Here is a 24,656-nt window from a genome sequence, read left to right on the forward strand (position 1 = left end):
CCGCTACCGCCCGCGCAGCCGTCGTACGAGGATGCTCGCGTCCCCACGGGACTCCAGATCGGCCAGCACCACGGCAACGGCCTCCCGCACGATCCGCCCACGGTCGACCGCCAGCCCGTGCTCGCCCCGGAGCACCAGACGCGCGTGCTCCAGATCCATGAGCTCCTCGGCCGACACGTAGACCGTGATCTTCTCGTCGTGCCGTTCCCGCCCGCTGGGCCGCCGTGAGGGCGCCCGTTGGCGCTTGCGGGACGCGGAGGCGGCTGGTTCGCCCGCGCCCTCGGCAGCACCTTCCTGCGGCCCCTGGCGCCGCCCGGAGCGATCCGCGCCGCGGCTACGGGACTCGGTGGAGGAGTCACCCGGCTCGGCTGCCACGTGCTCCGCGCCGTCGCCGTCACCGCCCTGGGCCGGTACCGCGTGCGGCGCGTCCTTGGACGACGGCGCGGTGGTCGAGGGTGACCCGGCCGCTGCCCGGTCGCTCTCCCCCGCCGGAGCCGGCACCCGGGCCTCGCCGTTGACCGGGCGCCGCGGAGTGGACGGCTGGAGCGCCGTCCCCCCTGTCGTACGGAACAGTTCGTCGGCCCCCGGCAGACTCACTCGGCGTGACACCGGGCGAGCACCTCCCTGGCGAGCTGACGATAGGCGGCGGCCCCGACGGAGTTGGAGGCGTACGTGGTGATCGGCTCGCCGGCAACCGTGGTCTCCGGGAAGCGGACCGTGCGCCCGATGACCGTGTGGTAGACGTGGTCGTCGAACGCCTCGACGACCCGCGCGAGCACCTCACGGCTGTGCACGGTGCGCGAGTCGTACATCGTGGCGAGGATCCCGTCGAGTTCCAGCTCCGGGTTGAGCCGCTCCTGGACCTTCTCGATGGTCTCCGTCAGCAGCGCGACACCACGGAGGGCGAAGAACTCGCACTCCAGGGGCACGATCACCTTGTGCGCGGCCGTCAGGGCGTTCACCGTGAGCAGGCCGAGCGAGGGCTGACAGTCGATCACGATGTAGTCGTAGTCGGCCATGAGCGGCTTGAGGGCGCGTTGCAGCGTCGACTCGCGCGCGACCTCGGAGACCAGCTGCACCTCGGCGGCGGACAGGTCGATGTTGCTGGGCAGCAGGTCCATGTTGGGGACCGCCGTCTTCAGGAGCACCTCGTCGGCCGCCATGCCCCGCTCCATGAGCAGGTTGTAGACGGTGAGGTCGAGCTCCATCGGGTTGACACCGAGACCGACCGACAGCGCGCCCTGCGGGTCGAAGTCCACGAGCAGCACACGACGGCCGTACTCCGCGAGAGCGGCACCCAGGTTGATGGTCGACGTCGTCTTGCCGACGCCGCCCTTCTGGTTGCACATCGCGATGATCTTCGCGGGTCCGTGATCGGTCAGCGGGCCCGGGATCGGGAAGTACGGCAGCGGGCGACCGGTCGGGCCGACGCGCTCACGGCGCTGGCGGGCAGCGTCGGGCGCGAGCGTGGCCGCGTACTCGGGGTCGGGTTCGTACTCGGCGTCGGGGTCGTAGAAGTGCCCGTCGGGCAGTTCGTCGTAGTCGGCGAAGTGGTTGCGGGGCGCGCCACTTCCGTCGCCGGCCAGGGCGTTCACGTGATGGCCATCCATGCTCTGGTGTGCTGGCTGAGTCACCCCTGGGATCCGGTGACTCCGGGTCGCCGCGAAGGTGCGCACCGCGACGGAGCCGACAGCCTCGAACCCCGCGGGGCCCTCGGCCCGTGCAGGCATCCCTGGTTGACCACCCCCGGGAGAAAATGTCGACTCATTCACAAGTCGTCTTACCTCCTTGGTGACCAGGAAACTTCTAGACAGGTCAGCGTGGCACTATGCCGACGGTTGGCGACTCTATGGCGTGTCGGGCGTCCGCAGCAACACAATCCGCCGGACCCGGCAGGATGTGTCGGCAATGAAACAACCCTCTGTCAAGGGCGTACGGCCGTCGCACCGTGGGTTTCACCGGTGTACGAATCGGCTCAAGGGTTACGTTCGAGGCGAGTTGACCTAGAGCCGCAAAGTGACCATACACACACTCGGCCGGACCTTCTCGGGCAAGGTCCGGCCGGGTGCGCGGGGTTGACGACCTGTGTTGACGTATCGACCTTTACCAAAAGGAGACTTAACGTCGACGGTCAGCCGAGCAGCGTCTCGAGCTCCACATGCTCCAGACCGTGCGCCTGGGCGACCTCACGGTGAACGACTGCGCCGTCGTGGGTGTTGAGGCCCTTGGCGAGCGCGGGGTCGCGGCGCAGCGCCTCCACCCAGCCGCGGTCGGCGAGTTCGACGATGTAGGGCAGCGTCGCGTTGGTGAGCGCGTAGGTGGAGGTGTTGGGCACCGCGCCGGGCATGTTGGCGACGCAGTAGAAGACCGATGCGTGCACCGGGAAGGTCGGCTCGGCGTGGGTGGTCGGGCGGGAGTCCTCGAAGCAGCCGCCCTGGTCGATCGCGATGTCGACAAGGACACTTCCCGGCTTCATGCGCGACACCAGCTCGTTGGTGACCAGCTTGGGGGCCTTGGCGCCCGGGATGAGGACGGCACCGATCACGAGGTCCGCCTCAAGGCATGCCTTCTCCAGCTCGAAGGCGTTGGAGACGACGGTCTGGATCTTCGTACCGAAGACCCTGTCGGCTTCTTTGAGCTTGTTGATGTCCTTGTCGAGCAGCGTCACGTGGAAGCCCATGCCGATGGCGATCTGCGCGGCGTTCCAGCCGGAGACGCCACCGCCGACGACGACGGCCTTGGCGGCCAGCACGCCCGGGACACCGCCGGGCAGCACACCGCGGCCTCCGTTGGCGGCCATGAGGTGGTAGGCGCCGACCTGGGGGGCGAGGCGGCCCGCGACCTCGGACATGGGGGCGAGCAGCGGGAGCACCCGGCCGGGCAGCTCGACCGTCTCGTAGGCGATCGCGGTGGTGCCGGACTCGACGAGGGCGTCGGTGCACTCCTTGGAGGCGGCCAGGTGCAGGTAGGTGAAGAGCGTCTGGTCCTTGCGGAGGCGGTGGTACTCCTCGGCGATGGGCTCCTTGACCTTGAGCAGCAGGTCGGCGGTGGCCCACACCTCGTCGGCCGTTCCCAGGATCTGCGCGCCGGCGCCGAGGTATTCGTCGTCCGTGATCGAGGAGCCGACACCGGCGCCCCGCTCGACGACGACCTGGTGGCCGTGGCGCACCAGCTCGTGCACACCGGCAGGGGTGATGGCCACTCGGAACTCGTTGTTCTTGACCTCGCGGGGGATACCGACCTTCACGTCGATCACGGTCCTTGGCTCAGTGAACGTGGGGGCAATACAGCACATACCCGGGCATGCAGGAGCACGCCAGGAGACACCGCAGGAGAAAGCGCGGCAGAGCCAGTCTAATGAAGGTGTTCCCGCTGTCTAGCCTTTCATTGCATCAACCTTCAGTGGATGTACTGCGGATTTCGCAGGCGTTAGCGTCGTGTTCCAGTTGATCGGGCTGTTCGGGCTCCGGCTCGGCCTGCGTTTCGGGCGCCTGGAGCTCCTCGCCCAGCAGTTGCTCGGCGGTGCCCCGGTGCAGCGAGGCCGCCGCCGGATCGCCGAGGCGTTCCAGGGTGTCGGCGAGCCGTAGCTGGAGCGCGGCCTGCAGGCGGACGTCCTCGGCGCTGCGCGCCCACTCCAGCGCCTCGTGGCAGGTGCGCATCGACTCCTCGGGGCGACCGGCGTACTCCTGGACGCGTGCGAGTTCGCTCAAGGCCCGCGCGTGGGCGGCCACATCGCCGTGCTTGCGATGTCCGGCCGCCGCGGCCCGCCAGTTCCGCAGCGCCTCGCCGTAACGGCCCGCGAAGGTGTGCGCGGCGGCGATACGGCCGTACAGCCGGGCGGCGTCCGCGCGCTCGTCCCGGGCCAGCCGCAGGGCGAGAGCGCGCCCGAACCAGTCGGCGGCCCGGTCGTAGTCCGCGAGCTCCAGATGGGCTCCGCCTACGGATTCCATCGCGCGACCGGTCGCGTACGGGTCGTTCGCCTCGCGTCCGGCGTCCAGCGCCGCCCGATAGCGCGTCAGCGCCTCGGTCGTCCGGCCGGTCCGGGCGTCCAGGTCCGCGAGGTTCAGCAGGGCGGCGGCCCGCTCGCGGGGCAGTGTGCGCCGCTCGGCCACGTCGAGGACCAGGCCGTGGATGTCGTACAGGTCAGGTGCGGCCGCCCGGGTGCCGAAGTGGGCGACCATGGCCCGCACGAGCTGGGACATCAGGCGCCGGGCGAGGGTGTCCAGCCCCCCGTCGGCGACCGCGCTGCGGGCCGCGGCGAGCAGGGCGGGCTTGCGGAGGGTCAGCCACTCGGCGGCCGCCCGGGGGCTCGGGAAGCGCAGCGCGCGGGGCATGTCCAGGAGCTTCTGGCGGGCCTCGGGGCTGTCGGTCTCGGTGATCGCCCGGCAGGACTGCAGCAGCCGCACGGTCCGCTCCAGCATCCGGGCGCGGGCCAACTGGAGCTCGGCGGGGCGGTCCTCGGTCTCGGTGAGGGCCGTCAGCAGCGGCTGCAGGCAGCCGGGGACCTCGTACTGCGGCAGCGGCGAGTCCACCGCGTGCAGCAGTCCGAGGGCGACGAAGTCGTCCAGGGTGGTGCGGGCGCTGTCCACCGAGCAGCCCGCGAGCGCGGACGCGGTGTGCGGGTCGACCAGGCCGGCCGGGGCGAGGGCGAGCAGTCGCAGTATCCGGGCGGCCGGGACGGGCAGGGAGCTGTAGGCGAGCCGGAAGACCCGGCTGAGCGGAGTGCCCTCGTCGCCCTCCGCGCGCAGCTGCTTGGCGAGGTCGGAGACGGCCGCCGTGGGGCGGGCGGCGAGCCAGCCACCGGCCAGCATCAGCGCGGCGGGCTGGCCCTGGCACTCCTCGGCCAGGCCCTCGGCGGCCCGTGGATCGACGGTGATGCGGACCGACCCGGTGTGTCGGGACAGCAGTTCCACCGCCGACTTGGTGTCGAGGCCGCCCAGGGTGCAGGGGCGGACGTCCGCGATCCCGGTCAGCGGGCCCCCGGCGACGGCGACGACCAGGCAGTCCGGGGTGTCCGGCAGCAGGGCGTCGACCTGGTCGGCGGTGACCGCGTCGTCCAGCAGGAGCAGCGTCCGGCGGTCGGCGAGGGCCTCGCGGAGATCCGCCGTGAGGTCGTCCTCGGCGGCTCCGGCGGGGGCCGGCATGTCGAGGGCGGTGAGGAGTTCGCGGGCGGCGTGCTCGACGGGGACGGGCGTGCCGTCGGGCTCGCCGAGCCGGGCCCGCAGCACCCCGTCCTGGTAACGGTCGGCGACCTGCCGTACGAGTTCCTCGGCGAGGGCGGTACGTCCCCACCCGGGCCGGCCCGCGATGAGCAGCACGCGCGCGCGGGGGGACTTGCGGCCGGCGATCGTATCCAGTCCCGCGCGTTCGATGTCGGCGCGCAGTTCCTTCAATTCCCGTGTGCGGCCGAGGAATTGGCTCTCCGTCGGGGTTGGTGCCGACAGCCGTACACCGTCTGCGTCCACCGCCTGATCCGTCACGGGCACACTCCCGTCGCACACCGCACGCGCAAGCCCGCCGGGACTCCGGTCCGGGCGTTTCCAGAGCCTAGTTCACGCTCTGCTACGTTCCGGGCGGAGCGCGGCGGACATATCCCCCGATCGGATCAGCTGATCGTCAGACCGCAGACCCGGTGGAGGCGTTCAGGACTCGAACGGGCGCGCCGGCCACGGTGCCTGAGCCGGTCGCAGCGCGTCGAGCCCGTCGCCACCCCGCGCGGCGACCAGCGACAGCACGCCCACGACGAGGCAGTTGTTGTGCACCTCGCCCCCGAACACACCCCGGACGAGTTCGTCGACAGGCACGCGCGCGTGCTCCATGTCGGCCTCCTCGTTCTCCACGTCGAAGCGCTCCCCGTCGGCCTCGGACAGACCGCGGGCGAGGAAGATCCGTACGGCCTCGTCGCAGCCGCCGGGCGTGGTGTAGACGTCGGTCAGCACCCGCCAGTCCTCGGCCTTGACGTGCGCCTCCTCGTACAGCTCACGCTGGGCGGCGTGCAGCGGGTTCTCGCCGGGCACGTCCAGCAGGCCGGCCGGGATCTCCCACAGCTTCTGCCGCACCGGATGGCGGTACTGCTTGATGAGCAGGACGCGGTCCTCGTCGTCGAGGGCGAGAACGGCCACCGAGCCGGGGTGGACCTGGTAGTCGCGTCGCGCCACCGAACCGTCGGGCATGACCACCTCGTCCGTACGGACGGAGGTCTTGTTGCCCACGAAGGGGGTCTCCGTCGCCCGGATCTCCCACTCCTCGGGAGTGTCCTTGATCGTCATGCTCTGTCCTTCCAGACGTACGGAAGCCACGTGCGAAAGCAGCCGGGGTGCCCACCTTTTGAAGGTTTGCACCCCGGCCACCGTACAACTGGTGTGTTACTTGGAATTCTTCCGCTCGACAGAGGCCTTCACGAGGCCGGCGAACAGCGGGTGCGGACGCGTCGGACGCGAGCGCAGCTCCGGGTGCGCCTGCGTGGCCACCAGGTAGGGGTGGACCTCGCGCGGGTACTCGACGTACTCGACGAGCTTGCCGTCCGGCGAGGTGCCGGAGAACTGGATGCCCGCCGTCTTCTCCAGCTCCGCCCGGTAGGCGTTGTTCACCTCGTAGCGGTGCCGGTGGCGCTCCTCGACGTACTCCTTGCCGTCGTACACCTCGCGCACGATGGAGCCCTCGGCGAGCTTGGCCGGGTACATGCCCAGGCGCATGGTGCCGCCCATGTCGCCCTCGCCGGCGACGATGTCGAGCTGCTCGGCCATGGTGGAGATGACCGGGTGGGCGGTGGCCGGGTCGAACTCGGTGGAGTTGGCGTCGGAGATGTCGGCGAGGCTGCGCGCGGCCTCGATCACGATGCACTGCAGGCCCAGGCAGAGGCCGAGCAACGGGACCTTGTTCTCGCGGGCGTAGCGGATCGCGCCGACCTTGCCGAGCACACCGCGGTCGCCGAAGCCGCCCGGGATGCAGATGCCGTCCACGTCGGCGAGCTGCTGGGCGGCGCCGGACGGGGTCTTGCAGTCGTCCGAGGTGACCCACTTGATCTTCACGCGGGCCTTGTTGGCGAAGCCGCCGGCGCGCAGCGCCTCGATGACCGAGAGATAGGCGTCGGGCAGGTCGATGTACTTGCCGACCAGAGCGAGGGTGATCTCGTGGTCGGGGTTGTGGACGCGGTCGAGCAGGTCGTCCCAGGTGGTCCAGTCCACGTCGCGGAAGGCCAGGTCCAGCTTGCGGACGACATAGGCGTCCAAGCCCTCGCCGTGCACGGTCTTCGGAATGTCGTAGATCGAGCGGGCGTCGGGGCAGGCGACCACCGCGGCCTCGTCGACGTCGCACATCAGCGAGATCTTGCGCTTGATCGCGGCCGGCACCTCGCGATCCGAGCGCAGCACGATCGCGTCTGGCTGAATACCGATGTTCCGCAGAGCCGCAACCGAGTGCTGGGTCGGCTTCGTCTTCAGCTCCCCCGAGGGACCGATGTACGGCAGGAGCGAGATGTGGACGACGAAGACGTTGTCACGGCCGACCTCGTGCCGGACCTGGCGGACGGTCTCCAGGAACGGCAGCGACTCGATGTCGCCGACCGTGCCGCCGACCTCGGTGATCACGACGTCCACCTCGTCCGTCGCCATGCGGCGGATGCGGTGCTTGATCTCGTTGGTGATGTGCGGGATGACCTGGACGGTGTCGCCCAGGTACTCGCCGCGGCGCTCCTTGGCGATCACCGTCGAGTAGACCTGTCCGGTGGTGACGTTGGCGGAGCCGTCCAGATCGCGGTCGAGGAAACGCTCGTAGTGGCCGATGTCCAGATCCGTCTCGGCGCCGTCGTTGGTGACGAACACCTCACCGTGCTGGAAGGGGTTCATCGTGCCCGGGTCGACGTTCAGGTACGGGTCGAGCTTCTGCATCACGACGCGCAGGCCCCGGGCCTTGAGCAGCATGCCGAGGCTGGACGCCGTCAGGCCCTTGCCGAGCGAGGAGGCGACACCCCCGGTGACGAAGATGTGCTTGGTCGTCGTGGCGGTGCTGTTTCGGAAAGCAGCGGGCGGCATGGCCAAGAGGGGGCTCCCGTGGTCGCGGTCTGGAGGTGCGGTGCGGCTCCCCGGAGGCTTTCACCAGGGGTTCGTGCCGGAGGTTTCCGGGGGTGCCGTCGCTGCGGTTCGGGGGTTTTGTGCCCACCGGTCCACGGGCTACCAGGGTATCAGCGCCTGGGGGAGATGGCTTCCGACCACCCTCCGTGCACAGGTCGGTACAGACCCGCACGGGCATACCCATTTCCTACCTGTTGCTCACCCGTTCGGCTCAGCCGCGTTACCCGGAGCGGCACGCAGATCATCTACGTGCGTCGTATCCTGCTCGGACACTCGCTGACGAGCCCGGCCGGGAACACGGCACCACCCCCGCCCGTAACCACCGGAACAACGAGAGCTCGTCTGATCGTTGAGCAACGGTCGTCGTTTTGCCTCACAGCGACACGACTGTTTTGATTCACCGCTCAATAACGCATGACACATACCCCTTGACCGCACTAGCGACAGCCCCCTGCTCGTAGGGGGTGACGTGGCCGTTCGACTGGAGTTGCACGTGGCCGGGCGCATCGAAGACTACGCACTCATCGGAGACATGCAGACCGCTGCCCTGGTCTGCCGGGACGGCACGGTGGACTGGCTCTGCCTGCCCCGCTTCGACTCGCATGCCATCTTCGCCGGACTGCTGGGCACCGAGGAACACGGCTTCTGGCGGATCGGCCCGGCGCACGCCGCCGACGCCACGCCGCCCACCGCGGTCCGGCGCAGCTACCGCGGCGACTCCCTGATCCTGGAATCCGAGTGGGATACCCCACGCGGCACGGTCCGGGTGATCGACTTCATGCCTCCGCGTGACGGCGCTCCGCAGCTGGTCAGGATCGTGGAGGGCGTCTCGGGCCGGGTCCCGATGCGCTCGGCGCTCCGGATGCGTTTCTCCTACGGTCGGGTCGTCCCGTGGGTGCACAAGCACGAGGGCCGTACGGTGGCCGTCGCCGGCCCGGACTCCGTGTGGTTCGACACAGACGCCGAGACGTACGGAAAGTCGCTGACGACGTACGCGGACTTCACGGTCGCCCCCGGTGACCGGATCGCCTTCACCATCTCCTGGGAGCCCTCGCACAAGCAGCCGCCGCCGCTGCCGGAGCCGGAGCAGTCGCTGGAGGCGACGGAGGACTTCTGGCGCGACTGGGTCGAGCACTGTACGTACCACGGCCCCTACCGTGAGGCCGTGATCCGCTCGCTGATCACGCTGAAGGCGCTGACATACGGCCCGACGGGCGGCATCGTCGCCGCGCCCACCACGTCCCTGCCGGAGGCGGTCGGCGGCGTCCGCAACTGGGACTACCGCTACACCTGGCTGCGGGACGCGGCGATCACCCTGTCCTCGCTGTTGCGCACCGGCTACCGCGAGGAGGCCCGCGCCTGGCGCGAGTGGCTGCTCAGGGCGGTCGCCGGCGACCCGGAGAACCTGCAGATCATGTACGGCATCGCGGGCGAGCGCGAGCTGGGCGAGGCCGAGCTGGACTGGCTGCCCGGCTACGAGAGCTCCGCCCCGGTCCGGGTCGGCAACGGCGCCGCGCACCAGCTCCAACTGGACGTGTACGGCGAGGTCACCGAGGCTCTGCACCTGGCGCACATGACGGGCCTGGCCCGCAACGACTACGCCTCGCTGCTCCAGCTCAAGCTCATCCGCTACTTGGAGCAGCACTGGGACGAACCGGACGAGGGCATCTGGGAGGTGCGTGGCCCGCGCCGCCACTTCGTGCACTCCAAGGTGATGGCCTGGGTGGCCGTGGACCGCACGATCAAGCTGATCGAGTCCGGGGACGCGGACGGCCCGCTGGAGAAGTGGCGCGATCTGCGCGACGACATCCACCGGGACGTGTGCGAGAAGGGGTACGACAAGGAGCGCAACACCTTCACGCAGTCGTACGGCTCGAAGGAGTTGGACGCCTCCCTGCTGCTGATCCCGCAGATGGGCTTCCTGCCGCCGGACGACAAGCGGGTGATCGGCACCATCGAGGCGATCCAGCGGGAGCTGTCCACCTCGGACGGCTTCATCCTGCGCTACCCCACCTCGGGCGACAGCGAGGGCGTCGACGGCCTGCCCGGCGACGAGGGCGCCTTCCTCGCCTGCTCGTTCTGGATGGCGGACGACCTCGCGATGATCGGCCGCGTCGACGAGGCACGCCAACTGTTCGAGAAGCTGCTCTCGCTGCGCAACGACCTCGGTCTGCTGGCCGAGGAGTGGGACCCGCGCCTGAAGCGCCAGGTCGGCAACTTCCCCCAGGCCTTCAGCCACGTCCCGCTGATCGACACGGCCCTGCGGCTGACGGCGTCCGGAGCCTACGGCGGCTGAACGGGTCGTGCGTTACCCCAACGCGAGGCCACATTCCATCAGCCTCCATCAGCGTTTCCCTCCCCGTGGCCAAAAGGACACGGGGAGGGAAATCAGGCTCCGTGGAGCCTGGTCCTAGATCAGGAGCCGGGGCTGGGTCAACTCGTCGTAGACGCTCAGCACTTGGGCGACCGTCTCGTCCTCGGTGGGCCAGGTGGCCGCCTGCCGCAGGCCCTTCTCCCGGAGCAGTTCCCGGCGCTCGGGATCACCGAGCAGCCGTACGACCGCGTCGGCGAGGGCCTCCGCGTCCCTGACCGGGACGAGTTCGGCCGCGTCGCCGACGAGTTCGGGGATGCCGCCGCCGTCGCCGGCGACGAGCGGCACGCGCGCGTACAGGGCCTCCTGGGCGAGCACGGACCGCGACTCCCCGCTGCTCGGCAGGAGGGCGAGGTCGGCGGCGGCGAGCAACTCCGTGATGTCGTCCCGTCGTCCGATGAGCCGGACCGGCAGTTGCTCGTCCTCGATCCGCCGTTGCAGCTCGGCGCGCGACGGCCCCTCTCCGGCGATCACCACCAGCGGTACGGGATCGAGGTCCCGCCATGCGTGTGTGGCGTCCAGCAGCGTGTCGTAGCCCCGGTGGCGGTCGAGGGAGCCGACGGCCATCAGCAACGGGCGCCCGGTGGCGCCGAGTCCGGCCCGGATCTTGGGCCGCAGCCGGTCGGGATCCTCCGGCTCGACGGCCTCGCGGGGGCCGGGCAGGACCACGGCGGCGAGCCGCGCGTCCCGCGCGCCCGTCCGGCGGGCCCGGTCGACGAGGGCGGAGGTGGTGCCGAGGACCACGGCGGCGGCCTTCACCACCCGCCGCTCCAGCAGGCGCAGGAAGTGGGCACGCGCGCCCTCGGCATGCGCCCGGTCGTGCCAGGTGACGACCAGCGGGGTGCGCCGCCCGCTGAGCGCGAGCACGGCACGGAAGGAGGCGTGAAGTCCGTGCGCGTGCACCAGGTCGGCGTTGGTGCACGCCTGCCGCAGCGCGGCCACGGAAGCCGGGTCGCTGCTGCGCGGTACGTGCACGTGTTCGGCGCCGGCGCCGGTGAAGTCGTGGGCGCGATCGGCCTCGACGGGGGCGCATACCGTGACCCGCACGCCCCTCGCCACCAGCCCCGAGGCCAGGGAGCGCACATGCGCGCTGCTGCCTGCGTTGCCTCCGCCGAGCACCTGCACGGTGCGCAGCGGCGACTGGCCGTGCGGTGAGTGGCTGCTCACGGGGGTCACGTGGCCGGGGCTCCTGGTTCGGGTCGGGCGGTCACGAGGAAACGTACAGAGGTATCGAGCGGAGGGGTGTACCGCGCGCTTCCTACACGTACCGCGTTCTGCGCCAAGGATGCCAGGCCGTACGGGTGTTCCGGGAACCCGGAAGGCCGGACGGCCGGGCGGTTCGGCGAGCAGGTTCACTCACACGAGTGAGGAGACCAGGGTTCCGTACGAATATCCGCGCGGCACCCCTCACTCTTCACATTTCGTCGGCCGTACAGACCTTAGGCACAGACCGTACGGACCGCCCTCGGGCCGCCGACCGCCCCCGGCGCAGCGCGCGGCAGGGCCGCTATCCGTCGGCGCGTGCCGTGGCCAGCAGCTCCATCGCATGCGCCCGGGCCGTCTCCGAGTCCTCCTGTCCGGCGAGCATCCGGGACAGCTCCCGGATCCGCTCCTCGCCCTCCAGCGCCTTCACACCGGACCGGGTCACGGAACCGTCGTTGGTCTTCTCGACCAGCAACTGCCGGTCCGCGAAGGCGGCCACCTGGGGCAGGTGCGTGACGACGACGACCTGCGCGGTCTTCGCGAGCCGGGCCAGCCGCCGCCCGATCTCCACCGCGGCCTTGCCGCCGACTCCCGCGTCTACCTCGTCGAAGAGATACGTCGGTACCGGATCCGTTCCCGCGAACACCACCTCGACGGCGAGCATCACGCGCGACAGCTCACCCCCGGACGCGCCCTTGGCGATGGGCCGGGCCGGTGCCCCCGGATGCGGGGCCAGCAGCAGCTCGACCTCGTCGACACCCGCGGGCCCGTAAGCGACCGGACGCCCGCCGACCTCGACGCCCTCGGGATCCTCGGTCTGCCGGAGGTCGAAGGACACGCGCGCGTGCGGCATGGCCAGCGAGGCCAGCTCGGCGGTCACGGCGGCCGCGAACCGCTCGGCGGCCTCGGTCCGAGCATCGGTCAACGCCTGGGCCAGTCCGCCCAGTTCAGACCGCAGCGCGTCCCGCTCGGCGGTCAGCTCCCCGATCCGGCCGTCGTCGCCGTCCAGCTCCGTGAGCCGCGCGGCACCGCGTTCGGCCCACTCCAGCACCGAGGTGACGTCCTCGCCGTACTTCCGTGTCAGAGCGGTCAGCGCGGCCCGCCGTTCCTCCACCGCGGCCAGCCGCAGCGGATCGGCGTCCAGATCGTCGGCGTACCCGGCGAGCTCCCCCGCCACATCGCCCAGCAGGATCCCGATCTCCCCGATCCGGTCGGCGAGCGTGGCCAGGTCCGGGTCGTGCGACCGTACGGCGTCCAGGGCCCGCTGCGCGCCCGCGACGAGGGTCGCCGCGTCGATGCCCTCGGGGTCCTCCGGGTTACCGGCGAGCCCCGCGTGGGCGACCGTCGCGGCGGACGACAGCGCCTCGGCGTGCCCGAGCCGCTCCGCCTCCTCCGCCAGTTCCACGTCCTCCCCGGCACGCGGCTCCACCCCGGCGATCTCGTCGAGCCCGTAGCGCAGCATGTCGGCTTCCTGGGCCCGCTCACGCGCACGGGTGACGATCTCCTCCAGCTCGACCGACACGGCCCGCAGCCGCCGGTAGGCCCCCGTGTACTTGGCCAGCGGCACAGCCACCGCGTCCCCCGCGTACCGGTCCAGCGCCTGCCGCTGCCGGGACAGCTTCAGCAGCCCCTGCTGGTCCGTCTGCCCGTGCACGGCCACCAGATCGTCGGCCAGCTCGGCCAGCAACCCCACCGGTACGGTGCGCCCACCGAGGTGCGCCCGGGACCGCCCTTCGGCGGAGACGGTACGACTGATCAGCAGCGCTCCGTCGTCGAGCTCCGCTCCCGCGTCCTCGGCCCGCACGATGGCCGCCGAATCACTGGCGGACAGACGGATCCGCCCCTCCACGACCGCCTTCTCGGCCCCGATCCGCACGAGCGCCGCGTCCGCCCGCCCGCCCAGCAGAAGGCCGAGGCTGGTGACCACCATCGTCTTGCCCGCGCCCGTCTCACCGGTGACGGCGGTGAAGCCTGGCGACAGCTCGACGACCGCGTCGTCGATGACTCCGAGCGACCGTATCCGCATCTCCTCCAACACGGACACGACCTTACGAGGTCCGGGAGGAGAAGTGTGACGGCCCCTGCCCCTGGGATGTGAAGGTGCAGGTGATGAATGGGGACCGACCGCACGATGTCACCCACCGGTGTGGTCCGGCCTGAGGGGGCGCGGGGCACTGCGCGCCGGGCCACAAAACGGACCCGCAGCCGCGCACACCACCTCGCGCCCCCTTGGAAAACGCCTTCTTCGAGCGCGCCTTCTTCGAGCGCGCTTACCGCTAGTGCGGCGCCCCCCGCCACCCGGAAACCGGCAACGCGAACTTCGCCACCAGCCGATCCGTGAAGGACGCATGATGCAGCCGAGCCAACCGCACCGGCACAGCCCCTCGCCGCACCTCGACCCGCGCCCCCGGCGGCAACTCCACGGTCCGCCGGCCGTCACACCACAGAACCCCCGGCGGAATGTGCGGCAGCACCTCCACCGCCAGTACCGAATCCGGCGAGGTGACCAACGGCTTCGCGAACAGCGCATGCGCACTGATCGGCACCATCAGCAACGCCTCGACCTCGGGCCACACCACAGGCCCACCCGCCGAGAACGCGTACGCCGTCGACCCGGTCGGCGTGGACAGCACAATCCCGTCACACCCGAACCCGGTCACCGGCCGCCCGTCGATCTCCAGCACGACCTCGAGCAACTTCTCCGCGGAGACCTTCTGCACGGCGGCCTCGTTCAGAGCCCAGTCCGTGTGCACGACGTCCCCGTTGCGATGAACGACGACATCGATCGTCATCCGCTCCTCGACCTCGTACGCCCTCGTCGCCACCCGCTCGACGACCTTGTCGAGGTCGTCCCGCTCGGCCTCCGCGAGGAACCCGACGCGCCCCAGATTGACACCCAGCATCGGCACCCCGGACGCCCGGGCGAACTCGGCGCCCCGCAGCAGCGTTCCGTCGCCCCCGAGCACGATCAACAACTCGCACCCGTCGAGGCACTGCGCGGCGGCCTCCTCGATCAGCTCCACCTCCTCCGGCAGCGGCAGGTCCCGCGCCTCCGCCTCCAGGACGCGCACGCCGATGCCCTCGCGCAGCAGTCCCTTCACCACCAGTTCGGCGCTGCGGATAGCCGCGGGCCTGCCGGTGTGGGCAAGCAGGAAAACAGTACGAGCTCGGTTCTGGCTCAACGCGGTCCCTCCGCAACTGCACGATCGACATGGGCCGGGTCCAGTTCGGGCGCACCCGACCGCAGCCACAGAAAGTACTCGACATTCCCCGCCGGCCCGGGAAGCGGACTGGCTGTGACACCCTTCACACCCAGCCCCAGGTCCCAGGCCCGCCCCGCCACCGCGCGCACGGCCTCGGCGCGCAGCTGCGGACTCCGTACGACTCCGCCACTGCCCAGCCGCTCCTTCCCCACCTCGAACTGCGGCTTGACCATCATCACCAGGTCGGCGTCCGGCTTCACACACCCCACCAAGGCGGGCAGTACCAGACCGAGCGGGATGAAGGACAGATCCCCCACGACAAGATCCACTGGCTCCCCATCAATCGCTTCGAGCGTCAACTCGCGTACGTTCGTACGATCCTTGACGGTGACGCGTTCATCACTCTGAAGAGACCAGGCGAGTTGTCCGTATCCGACGTCCACGGCGACGACGTGCGCGGCCCCCGCCCGCAACAGCACATCCGTGAAACCGCCGGTGGAGGCTCCGGCGTCCAGAGCCCGCCGCCCTTCGACGATCAGCCCTTCCGGAACGAAGACCGTCAGCGCGCCGGCGAGCTTGTGGCCGCCCCGCGAGACGTAGTCGGGGGCGCTGTCGTCGGTGGAGACCACGATCGCCGCCGCGGTCTCCACCTGTGTGGCGGGCTTGGTCGCGACGGTCTTGCCGACGGTGACCCGCCCGGCGGCGATCAGCTGGCCGGCGTGCTCACGCGAACGCGCGAGCTTCCGGCGGACCAGCTCCGCGTCGAGACGACGGCGTGCGACTCCTGCCACGTTCGGTTCAGCTCCTGTTCCCGTACGGCGATAGGGGCGCCGGAGGTCCCGGGCGGGCGTCGAGCGCGGTGAGCGCGTCGCGCAGCCCCCGGTGTACATCCTCGTACACCTCCACGTGTCCGTCCGTGGCGAGGTGGTCCGCGTCGCCGAGCCGCGCGAGCTGGGCGTCGACGCCGCCGTTGCCGGTCGGGGTGCGGGGCACGTTCAGCGGAGCGGTGAACGGCCCGAGTGCGGGTTCCGCCACCGCCACGTCCTGGGGAGAATCGGTCTCCGAAACAGAGTCACTCATGCCCAGACGCTACCGTTCCTCGGCAGTGAGCAGGAGTGAGCCCTGCACGTCGGTCCGCCCCGAACGGTTTTGGGCGCGCCGGTCACCGCTTTCGCATCCCGGGCGGCGACACAGATCGCGTCCGTGGTCCGAGCCGGGCGGGAGAGTCCCGCACGATCTGGCCTGTGGACACGGCCGGAGGCGACGGGGAGACCCAGAACCATCGCTCGTGCGGCAGGGGCCCCGCACGCCGACGCCACACCCGGCGTCCCGGATCGCAGGATCACGCTGTCCCGGCTCTTACGCGGCACCAAAAGCCAAAAACCCGACGATCACACGATCGAGCTAAAGCGTCGACTGGGGTACCGTCGAGCGCGATGGCCACGATCGAGGAGTGCCGCGCCGCACTCGAGAAGCTTTCCGACAGCATGCATTCCGCCGAAGGGGACGTCCACACGGCCGCGGCCCTGGACCGTTCGGTGAGCTGTCACATCACCGACCTGGACGTCACCTTCGTCGGCCGGCTCACCGGCGGGCGGATCGAGGTGGCGGACACGGTCCAGGGACCGCCACCGGAGAAAGCCGAGATCAGACTCGCCATGGCGGGCGACGACCTGGTGGCGCTGGTGCACGGCGAGCTGAACTTCGCGAAGGCCTGGGGCTCGAGCCGAGTGAGACTGGAGGCCGGCCTCAGGGACCTGCTCCGCCTCAGGAAGCTTCTTTGACCACGGCCTTTGACCACGGCGTTTGACCACGGCCTTTGACCACGGCCTTCGGCCACGCCTTTCGGTTACACCCTTCGTCCGCGCCCTTCAGCCACGCACTTCAGCCGCGACCTTCGCCTCCGTACGCGCCTTGCGTGCCGCCGGCACCACCAGCGGCGTCCCCGTCTCCGGGTCGTCGATGACCTGGCAGCGCAGCCCGAAGACCTCCTCGACCAGCTCGGCGTCGACGATGTCGTTCGGCGCGCCCTCGGCGATGATCCGGCCGCTCTTCAGGGCGATCAGGTGCGTGGCGTACCGGGCGGCGTGGTTGAGGTCGTGCAGCACGGCGACCAGCGTGCGCCCCTGCTCCTCGTGCAGCTCCGCGCACAGGTCCAGTACGTCGATCTGGTGCTGGATGTCGAGATAGGTCGTCGGCTCGTCGAGCAGCAGCAACGGGGTCTGCTGGGCGAGCGCCATCGCGATCCACACCCGCTGGCGCTGGCCGCCGGACAACTCGTCGACATAGCGGTCGGCGAGCTCGGCGACACCGGTCTGCGCCATCGACTCCTGCACCACCCGCTCGTCCTCGGTCGACCACTGCCGCAGGATGCCCTGGTGCGGGTAGCGGCCACGGCCCACCAGGTCGGCGACGGTGATCCCGTCGGGCGCGATCGACGACTGCGGCAAAAGGCCGAGGGTACGCGCGACCTTCTTCGCCGGCAGCGACTGGATGACCTGCCCGTCGAGCAGCACCCGTCCCCGGTTCGGCTTGAGCATCCGGGACAGCGCCCGCAGGAGCGTGGACTTGCCACAGGCGTTCGGGCCGACGATCACGGTGAAGGAGTTGTCGGGTATCTCCACCGACAGCTGCTCGGTGATGACCCGCTGGTCGTAGGCGAGGGTCACGTTCTCGGCGGAAAGGCGGTTCACGGTGCTCCTTTGGTTGTCCAGCCCGATGCCTGCGCTGCTGCCGACGCTCATATCCGACCCGCCTTGCGCTCGATGACCAGCAGCCACAGCAGGTAGACGCCGCCGAGGACGCCGGTGACCACACCCACGGGCAGTTGGTCGGCCCCGAAGGCCCGCTGCGAGATCCAGTCGGCGGTGACCAGGAGGGTGGCGCCCATGCACAGGGACGCCAGCAGGTTCGGCCCGGGCGAGCGGGTCAGGCGGCGGGCCAGCTGCGGCGCCGTGAGTGCCACGAAGCTGATGGGCCCGGCGGCCGCGGTCGCCGTCGCGGTGAGCAGGACAGCGGCCACCAACAGCACCATCCGTACCCGCTCGACACGCACCCCGAGGGCGTACGACACGTCGTCGCCCATCTCCATGATCCGCAGCTTGCGCGCATGGGCGAGGACGAGCGGTACGAGCACGACGCACAGCCCGAGAAGCGGCCACACCTGGTCCCAGTCACGGCCGTCGAGCGAGCCGGTGATCCAGACGACGGCACGGGCCGCATCGGTGAGGTCGGACCTCGTGAGCAGATAGTTGTTGAGCGCGGTGAGCATCGCGGACACACCGATACCGACCAGCACCAGTCGATAGCCGTGCACACCCCGCCTCCAGGCGAGCAGATAGATGGCGATTCCGGTCGCGAGACCGCCCAGCAGGGCGCCGACGGTGACCTGAGCCGCGCTCCCGGACATCAGCACGATCACGATCAGGGCACCGACCGCCGCACCCTGGCCGAGCCCGAGCACGTCCGGACTGCCCAGCGGATTGCGGGAGATGGCCTGGAACAGCGCACCCCCCAGCCCGAGCGAGGCGCCGACCAGGAGTCCCACGAGGACCCGCGGCAGCCGCAGCTCGTTGATGATGAATTCCTGGCCGGCGTTGCCGTTGCCGACCAGCGACCGGAGCACGTCGGCGGGCGGGATCGGGAAGTCGCCGGTGCCGATCAGCACGACGCTCGCGGCGAGCGCCACGACCAGCAGCAGAACGACGACGGTGACGGCACGGACGTCCACCCGCAACGAGAGCCCGCCCGGGGTCCTGAGGGCACGGTTGGTCTTCACAGCTGGGCCAGCCTCCGCCGACGTACAAGAAAGATGAACACGGGACCGCCGATGAGCGCGGTGACGATCCCGACCTGCAGCTCAGCGGGCCGCGCGACGATCCGGCCGAGGATGTCGGCGCCCAGCAGCAGCACCGGCGACAGGACGGCCGCGTACGGCAGGATCCAGCGCAGGTCGGGACCGGTGAAGGACCGTACGATGTGCGGGACCATGAGCCCGACGAACACGATCGGCCCGCACGCGGCGGTCGCGGCCCCGCACAGCACGGTCGCGGCCAGCATGGACAGTGCCCGGGTGCGGTTCAGGTTGGCGCCGAGCGCCTTGGCGGTGTCGTCGCCCATGGCCACGGCGTTGAGCGGCCTGGCCAGGACGAGCGCGAGGACTGAGCCGACCAGCAGGAACGGCAACACCTGCACGATGATCGAGTTGGTCGCCGACGACAGCGAACCGACCGTCCAGAAGCGCATCCTGTTCAGCGCCGCGTCATCCAGGATCATCACGGCCTGGAGATAGCCGTAGAGCGCGGCGCTGATCGCGGTGCCCGCGAGCGCGAGCCGCACCGGCGTGGCCCCCCGGCTGCCGCCCAGGAACCAGACCATCGCCCCGACCCCGGCCGCGCCGAGGAACGCGAACCACACATAGCCGCTCAGTGAGGTGACGCCGAGGAACGAGACGGCGGTGACGACCGCGGCGGACGCGCCCGCGTTGATGCCGAGCAGTCCGGGATCGGCCAGCGGGTTGCGGGTGAGCGCCTGCAGCACGGCCCCGGCCAGACCGAGCGCGGCGCCGGCCAGCACTCCCAGCACGGTCCGTGACAGCCGGTCGGCGACCACGACGTCGGCGTACGTCCCCGAATCCTCGAACAGGCCGTGCCACACCTCGCCCACGGAGAGTGCCTTGGCACCGATCGCGATGCTCGCCATCGCGACAACGGCCAGGAGCACGACCGAGAGGAGCAACCCGACGACTCGTATCGTCCGGCGCTTCGGGGGCGCGGGGGCGTTCTCCGCGCGCTGTTCGGGAGGACTGTCGACCAACACGCAGTTAGGTTAGCCTACCCTCGCAAGCAGCCGCGATCCTGGAGGGCGAACGTCCGCGAACCCGCGAACCCGCGAACCCGGGAAGCGAGTGCACGCGATCCCTATGGAACGCACGCGATCCCGAGAGTGCCCGCGATCCCGGGGAACGCACGCTCACGGGCTCACAGTTACGCCTTGCCACTTGCGTCACTTGCCACTTGCCGCTTGCGCCGCTTGCCGCTTGCGCCGCTTGCCGCTTGCGCCGCTTGCCGCTCACTGCCGTTCGTATGCCTTCTCCTCACAGACCCAGCCGTGCCAGTGCCTTCCCTCCGTCCAGCTCGCACACACCGTCACCGGCCGCCGTCCAGGCCGCCGCGCACAGCGCCCGCAGCCCGTCCAAGGCCTCGCCCTCGCCGTCCAGTTCCAGCCCCACGGCCCCCGCCTTCGCCGTCCAGCCGCCGCAGCGGAATCCGCCGTCCGCCTCCATGACCTCCGGCTGGCCGGTGAGCAGCCCCCGCAGATCGGCGTCGACATACGTCGGCCGGTGCTGCGGCGGCGCGGCCAGCAGTTGCGGCCCGTCCGTCACCCCGGTCAGAACGAGCAGCGAGTCGACCTCCCCGTTGAACGCCCCCTCGATGTCCGTGTCCAGCCGGTCTCCGACCACCAACGGCCGCTCGGCGCCGGTCCGCAGAATCGTCTCCCGGTGCATCGGCGGCAGCGGTTTGCCGGCCACCTGCGGCTCGGCACCGGTCGCGATCCGGACGACCTCCACCGCCGCGCCGTTCCCTGGCGCGATCCCGCGCGCGCCAGGAATCGTCAGATCGGTGTTGGACGCGTACCAGGGCACCCCGCGCGCGATGGCGTAGCCGGCCTCCGCGAACCGACTCCACCTCAGATCGGGCCCGCCGTACCCCTGCACGACCGCCACCGGATCGTCGTCCGCCGACTCCACGGGCTCGAGGCCGCGCTCACGCAGCGCCACCCGCAGCCCCTCGCCGCCGATCACCAGCACACGCCCGCCGGCGGGCACCTGCTCGGCGATCAGCCGTGCGACCGCCTGCGCCGAGGTGATGACGTCCGACGCCCCCGTCGGTATGCCGAGCTCGGTGAGGTGCTCGGCCACGGCGTCCGGCGTCCGCAGCGCGTTGTTGGTGACGTATGCGAGATGCATCCCGCCACCGCGCGCGGTGGCGAGCGACTCGACGGCGTACGCGATCGCGTTCCCGCCCGCGTACACCACCCCGTCGAGGTCGAGCAGCGCCGTGTCGTACGCCTCGCTCAGGGCTCGCCCACTGCCCTCGGGCCTCGTCCTGACACGCTGGCTCATTCCGCATCGCTCCTCGTTCGTCGGCTTTCCTCCGATCATCCCGCATGCCACTGACACACGTACGATGCCGGGATGAACTCTGCAGGTCACTCGGAAGCAACGGCGCGCCGAGGCCTGGAACTCACCCCGTTCCGAGGCCTGCGTTACCACCCCGACCGGGTCAGCACCCTGGCCGCCGTGACCTCTCCGCCCTACGACGTGGTCGTACGCCCCGACGGTGTGCACCATCTCCAGTCCGCGGACCCGCACAACATCGTCCGGTTGATCCTCCCCCAGGCGACCACCCCCGCCGAACGTAACGCACAGGCGGCCCGCACCCTGCGCCGCTGGCTTTCCGAGGGAGTCCTGACCGCCGATCCGGAGCCGGGCCTGTACGTCTACGAGCAGCGCGACGGCGACGGCCTCCTCCAGCGCGGCATCATCGGCGCCCTGCGTCTGTCGGAACCCTCGGAGGGTGTGGTCCTGCCGCACGAGGACGTCATGCCGCATGTCGTCGCCGACCGAGCCGCCCTGATGCGCGCCACCTGCGCGAACCTGGAACCCCTGCTCCTGACCTATCGTGGTGCCGCCTCCGCGTCCGTCACCGCCGAGGTCGTCGAGCGCACCGCCGAAGACTCCCCGTTGCTCGCGACGACCACGGAGGACGGCTTCCGCCATCGCCTGTGGTCGATCACCGACCCCGCCGACCTGGACCACATCCGGTCCGACCTGGCCCGGCACCAGGCCCTGATCGCCGACGGCCACCACCGCTGGGCCACATACCGGCGTCTACGCGCGGAGCACCCCTCCCCCAGCCCCTGGGACTTCGGCCTGGTCCTCCTCGTCGACACGGTCCGCTACCCCCTGCGCGTCCGCGCCATCCACCGCCTCCTGCACGACCTGCCCGTCGCGGACGCCGTGGCCGCCGTGGAGGGCCTGTTCCGCGTACGCCGTCTCGACGTCCCGTTGCCGCAGGCCCTGAAGGCCCTGGCGGACGCGGCCTGCGAGGGCAACGCGTTCCTGCTGGCCGGCGACGGAGCCTTCCATCTGATGGACCGCCCGGACCCGGCACTGCTGTCCCGCACGGTTCCCGCCGAGCAACCCGCCGCCTGGCGCACCCTCGACGCAACGGTCCTGCACGCCACCCTCCTCGCCGAGGTATGGCACATCCCCGAGGACGACCCGACCCGGATCGCCTACATCCACGACCCGGCGGCCACGGTCGAGAAGGCCGAACGCGACGGTGGTACGGCCGTCCTGATGCACCCGGTCCGCGAGGAGGTCGTCCGCGACCTCGCCCGCCAAGGTGTCACGATGCCCCGCAAGTCCACGTCGTTCGGCCCCAAGCCGGCGTCGGGCCTGGTACTGCGCATGCTGGACCAATAACGGCCGCGGACATACGAAGGGGGCGGGAACCCGAACCTCGGGTTCCCGCCCCCTTCATACACGGACGTCAGTCCTTGTCGTCGTCTTCCACGTCGTCCTTCACGTGGTCTTCCACGTCGTCTTCCACGTGGTCTTCCACGCCCGCGTCTTCGACGGGCGTCTCCAGGCTCTCCAGTACGTCGCCGCTCTCGTCCTTGCTCTCGCTCTCGTCCTCGACTTCGTTCGCGTCGAAGGCGTCGACGAACTCGACTCCGTCCAGCTCGGCGAGCCGGTCCGAGGCGTCGGTGCTGCCGTCCTTGTCGGCCTCCACGGACTTGGCGAACCACTCCCGTGCCTCGCCCTCCCGACCGGCTGCGAGCAGGGCGTCGGCGTACGCGTACCGCAGCCGCGCAGTCCACGGCTGGACGGAGTTGGATGCCAGCTCGGGGCCCTGCAGCGTCACGATCGCCGCGTCCAGCTGCTCCATGTCCCGCCGGGCACCGGCCGCGACGAGCCGCATCTCCACCTGCCCGGGCTTGTCGAGCTTGTGCACCTCGGGGGCCCCGGCCATGTCCAGCGCCTTCTCCGGCCGCCCCAGCCCACGTTCACAGTCGGCCATCACGGGCCACAGGTCGACATTGCCGGTCATCCGCTTCGCGGCCCGGAACTCGGCGAGCGCCTCACCGTACTTCTGGTTCGCGTACGCCGCGAACCCGGCAGCCTCACGTACGGCAGCCACACGCGAGGCGAGCCGCAGGGCCACCTTGGAGTAGCCGTAGGCGCCCTCGGGGTCCTCGTCGATGAGCCTGGCCACCATCACCAGGTTCTTGGCGACATCCTCCGCGAGCGTCTTCGGCAGACTCTGCAGCTCCTGCCGTACGTCCTTGTCGATCTCGTCGCCTGTGACGTCCTCGGGGATCGGCAGCCGCTTGATCGGCTCCCGGTCCCGCTCCCGCTCATCGCGGAACCGCCCACCGCCGCGCCGGTCGTCGCCACCGCGGAAGCCACGGTCCTGGTCGTCCCGGCCGCGGAAGCCGCTGGGGCGCCCACCGCGGTCGTCACGACGGGGCCCCTGTGCACCACGGTCGTCCCGCCCACGGAACCCACCGCTCCGGCTGTCACGGTTGTCGCGGCTGTCGTCCCGCCGGAACCCGCCACGGTCCCCACGGTCGTCACTCCGCCGATCGTCGCGCCGGTCGTCGCGGCGGAAGGGCGGACGGTCGCCACCACGATCGTCACGCCGGAACCCACGGTCACGGTCGCCGCTGCCACCGAGCCCACGGTCCCGGTCGCGGTCATCACGACGCGGCCCACTCGGACGGTCATCACGACGGGGACCGCTGGGCCGGTCATCACGACGCGGCCCACTCGGGCGGTCATCACGACGGCGATCATCACGCCGGTCGTCACGGCGGAAACCACCGCGATCGCCGCCCCGATCGTCCCCACGACGGTCGTCAGGTCGCCCGACTCCACCACGGTTGTCATCCCTGCGGAAGCCGCCGCGGTCGTCGCTGCGACGCTCCCCACGGTCGTCGCGGCGGAAGGGCGGGCGGTCGCCACCACGATCGTCACGCCCGAACCCACGGTCCCGGTCATCACGACGGGGACCGCTGGAGCGGTCATCACGACGCGGCCCACCGGAACGGTCATCACGACGCGGCCCACTCGGGCGGTCGTCGCCGCCACGGAACCCACGGTCCCGGTCATCACGACGGGGACCGCTGGAACGGTCATCACGACGGGGACCGCTGGGACGGTCATCACGACGGGGACCACCGGAACGGTCATCACGACGGGGACCACCGGAACGGTCATCACGACGGGGACCGCTGGGACGGTCATCACGACGCGGCCCACCGGAACGGTCATCACGTCCGAACGCCGGGCGAGGACCGCGATCGCCGTCGCGTCGGTCGTCCCGCCGGCCAGGCCCGCCCCGGTTGTCGTCACGGCGGAACCCACCACGGTCACCACCACGATCACCGCTACGGTCATCGCCTCGACGGTCGTTGCCAGCACGGTCGTTGCCACCACGGTCACCGCGGTAGCCGCCGCGGTCACCACTGTCCCGTCGCCGCTGGTCGCGCTCCGGTCGATCGTCGGGAGAGTTGGTGGACATGGGTGGCTCCTGTCTTCGGTACCGCAAGTCATTCTCGCGCAGCCGGGTACCCGGCGCGCTCTGGAAAAACAAAAAGGACCCCTGGTCCCAGCTGAACGCTGGTGACCAGGGGTCCTTCCAAAGATTGTTCGGCGGCGTCCTACTCTCCCACAGGGTCCCCCCTGCAGTACCATCGGCGCTGTAAGGCTTAGCTTCCGGGTTCGAAATGTAACCGGGC

General features: G+C 70.6%; 20 protein-coding genes and 1 rRNA gene. 3 read left to right on the forward strand and 18 right to left on the reverse strand.

From position 1 onward, the window contains the following. Positions 1-3: 3 nt before the first annotated feature. The 6 genes from M2271_RS25990 to M2271_RS26015 all read right to left on the reverse strand — a co-directional run bounded on the left by M2271_RS25990 (position 4) and on the right by M2271_RS26015 (position 8,033). The gene (locus tag M2271_RS25990) at positions 4-609 is read right to left on the reverse strand and encodes a hypothetical protein (protein WP_280889747.1); all 606 of its coding nucleotides are present in this window, start codon (positions 607-609) and stop codon (positions 4-6) included. Continuing rightward, positions 594-1,730: a ParA family protein gene (locus tag M2271_RS25995; protein WP_280889748.1), complete on the reverse strand. Its 1,137-nt coding sequence runs from the start codon at positions 1,728-1,730 to the stop codon at positions 594-596. Before M2271_RS25995 ends, M2271_RS25990 begins: the two co-directional genes overlap by 16 nt. A gap of 401 nt (positions 1,731-2,131) precedes the next feature. Continuing rightward, positions 2,132-3,256, reverse strand: coding sequence for an alanine dehydrogenase (gene ald / locus M2271_RS26000; protein ID WP_280889749.1), 1,125 nt, complete (start codon positions 3,254-3,256; stop codon positions 2,132-2,134). A 136-nt stretch (positions 3,257-3,392) separates the two neighbouring features. Continuing rightward, positions 3,393-5,480: a tetratricopeptide repeat protein gene (locus M2271_RS26005; RefSeq protein ID WP_280889750.1), complete on the reverse strand. Its 2,088-nt coding sequence runs from the start codon at positions 5,478-5,480 to the stop codon at positions 3,393-3,395. 162 nt (positions 5,481-5,642) lie between these two features. Further along, a complete protein-coding gene (locus M2271_RS26010) occupies positions 5,643-6,269 on the reverse strand; it encodes an NUDIX hydrolase (protein ID WP_280889751.1) in 627 nt (208 codons plus the stop codon). A 96-nt stretch (positions 6,270-6,365) separates the two neighbouring features. Next, positions 6,366-8,033, reverse strand: coding sequence for a CTP synthase (locus M2271_RS26015; RefSeq protein ID WP_280889752.1), 1,668 nt, complete (start codon positions 8,031-8,033; stop codon positions 6,366-6,368). Between the two features lie 532 nt (positions 8,034-8,565). On the opposite strand from M2271_RS26015, the gene M2271_RS26020 reads away from it, so the two are divergent. Further along, positions 8,566-10,368: a glycoside hydrolase family 15 protein gene (locus tag M2271_RS26020; protein ID WP_280889768.1), complete on the forward strand. Its 1,803-nt coding sequence runs from the start codon at positions 8,566-8,568 to the stop codon at positions 10,366-10,368. Between the two features lie 114 nt (positions 10,369-10,482). Here M2271_RS26020 and M2271_RS26025 read toward each other — a convergent pair whose 3' ends face one another. The 5 genes from M2271_RS26025 to M2271_RS26045 form a co-directional block, all read right to left on the reverse strand. Next, on the reverse strand, positions 10,483-11,619 hold the full coding sequence (locus tag M2271_RS26025; RefSeq protein WP_280889753.1) for a glycosyltransferase family 4 protein: 1,137 nt from the start codon (positions 11,617-11,619) through the stop codon (positions 10,483-10,485). Positions 11,620-11,950: 331 nt separating this feature from the next. Beyond that, positions 11,951-13,672, reverse strand: coding sequence for a DNA repair protein RecN (gene recN / locus M2271_RS26030; protein WP_280889769.1), 1,722 nt, complete (start codon positions 13,670-13,672; stop codon positions 11,951-11,953). A 250-nt stretch (positions 13,673-13,922) separates the two neighbouring features. Then, positions 13,923-14,828, reverse strand: coding sequence for an NAD kinase (locus M2271_RS26035; protein ID WP_280889754.1), 906 nt, complete (start codon positions 14,826-14,828; stop codon positions 13,923-13,925). Then, positions 14,825-15,640: a TlyA family RNA methyltransferase gene (locus M2271_RS26040; protein WP_280889755.1), complete on the reverse strand. Its 816-nt coding sequence runs from the start codon at positions 15,638-15,640 to the stop codon at positions 14,825-14,827. The genes M2271_RS26035 and M2271_RS26040 overlap by 4 nt, the downstream gene beginning before the upstream one ends. A 7-nt stretch (positions 15,641-15,647) precedes the next feature. After that, complete coding sequence (locus M2271_RS26045; protein ID WP_280889756.1) at positions 15,648-15,929, reverse strand: hypothetical protein; 282 nt, start codon at positions 15,927-15,929, stop codon at positions 15,648-15,650. 356 nt (positions 15,930-16,285) lie between these two features. On the opposite strand from M2271_RS26045, the gene M2271_RS26050 reads away from it, so the two are divergent. Then, a complete protein-coding gene (locus M2271_RS26050; RefSeq protein WP_280889757.1) occupies positions 16,286-16,633 on the forward strand; it encodes a sterol-binding protein in 348 nt (115 codons plus the stop codon). Positions 16,634-16,720: 87 nt separating this feature from the next. On the opposite strand, the gene M2271_RS26055 is transcribed toward M2271_RS26050, so the two are convergent. From M2271_RS26055 to M2271_RS26070, 4 genes are all read right to left on the reverse strand, one after another. Beyond that, on the reverse strand, positions 16,721-17,593 hold the full coding sequence (locus tag M2271_RS26055; protein WP_280889758.1) for an ABC transporter ATP-binding protein: 873 nt from the start codon (positions 17,591-17,593) through the stop codon (positions 16,721-16,723). Then, on the reverse strand, positions 17,590-18,627 hold the full coding sequence (locus M2271_RS26060) for an iron chelate uptake ABC transporter family permease subunit (RefSeq protein ID WP_280889759.1): 1,038 nt from the start codon (positions 18,625-18,627) through the stop codon (positions 17,590-17,592). Before M2271_RS26060 ends, M2271_RS26055 begins: the two co-directional genes overlap by 4 nt. Continuing rightward, the gene (locus tag M2271_RS26065; protein WP_280889760.1) at positions 18,624-19,667 is read right to left on the reverse strand and encodes an iron chelate uptake ABC transporter family permease subunit; all 1,044 of its coding nucleotides are present in this window, start codon (positions 19,665-19,667) and stop codon (positions 18,624-18,626) included. The genes M2271_RS26060 and M2271_RS26065 overlap by 4 nt, the downstream gene beginning before the upstream one ends. 277 nt (positions 19,668-19,944) lie before the next feature. Further along, positions 19,945-20,973, reverse strand: coding sequence for an HAD hydrolase-like protein (locus tag M2271_RS26070; protein WP_280889761.1), 1,029 nt, complete (start codon positions 20,971-20,973; stop codon positions 19,945-19,947). Between the two features lie 72 nt (positions 20,974-21,045). On the opposite strand from M2271_RS26070, the gene M2271_RS26075 reads away from it, so the two are divergent. Continuing rightward, positions 21,046-22,338, forward strand: a complete 1,293-nt coding sequence (locus tag M2271_RS26075) for a DUF1015 domain-containing protein (protein ID WP_280889762.1) — start codon at positions 21,046-21,048, stop codon at positions 22,336-22,338. 67 nt (positions 22,339-22,405) lie between these two features. Here M2271_RS26075 and M2271_RS26080 read toward each other — a convergent pair whose 3' ends face one another. The 3 genes from M2271_RS26080 to rrf all read right to left on the reverse strand — a co-directional run. After that, a complete protein-coding gene (locus M2271_RS26080; protein WP_280889770.1) occupies positions 22,406-23,242 on the reverse strand; it encodes a hypothetical protein in 837 nt (278 codons plus the stop codon). Next, entirely contained in the window at positions 23,134-24,354 is a 1,221-nt protein-coding gene (locus M2271_RS26085) for a hypothetical protein (RefSeq protein WP_280889771.1), read from the reverse strand. The genes M2271_RS26080 and M2271_RS26085 overlap by 109 nt, the downstream gene beginning before the upstream one ends. Positions 24,355-24,565: 211 nt before the next feature. Then, positions 24,566-24,656: ribosomal RNA gene (gene rrf / locus M2271_RS26090) — 5S ribosomal RNA — on the reverse strand; the annotation flags it as partial.

The organism is Streptomyces sp. LBL (assembly GCF_029893585.1).
Taxonomy (GTDB): Bacteria; Actinomycetota; Actinomycetes; order Streptomycetales; family Streptomycetaceae; genus Streptomyces.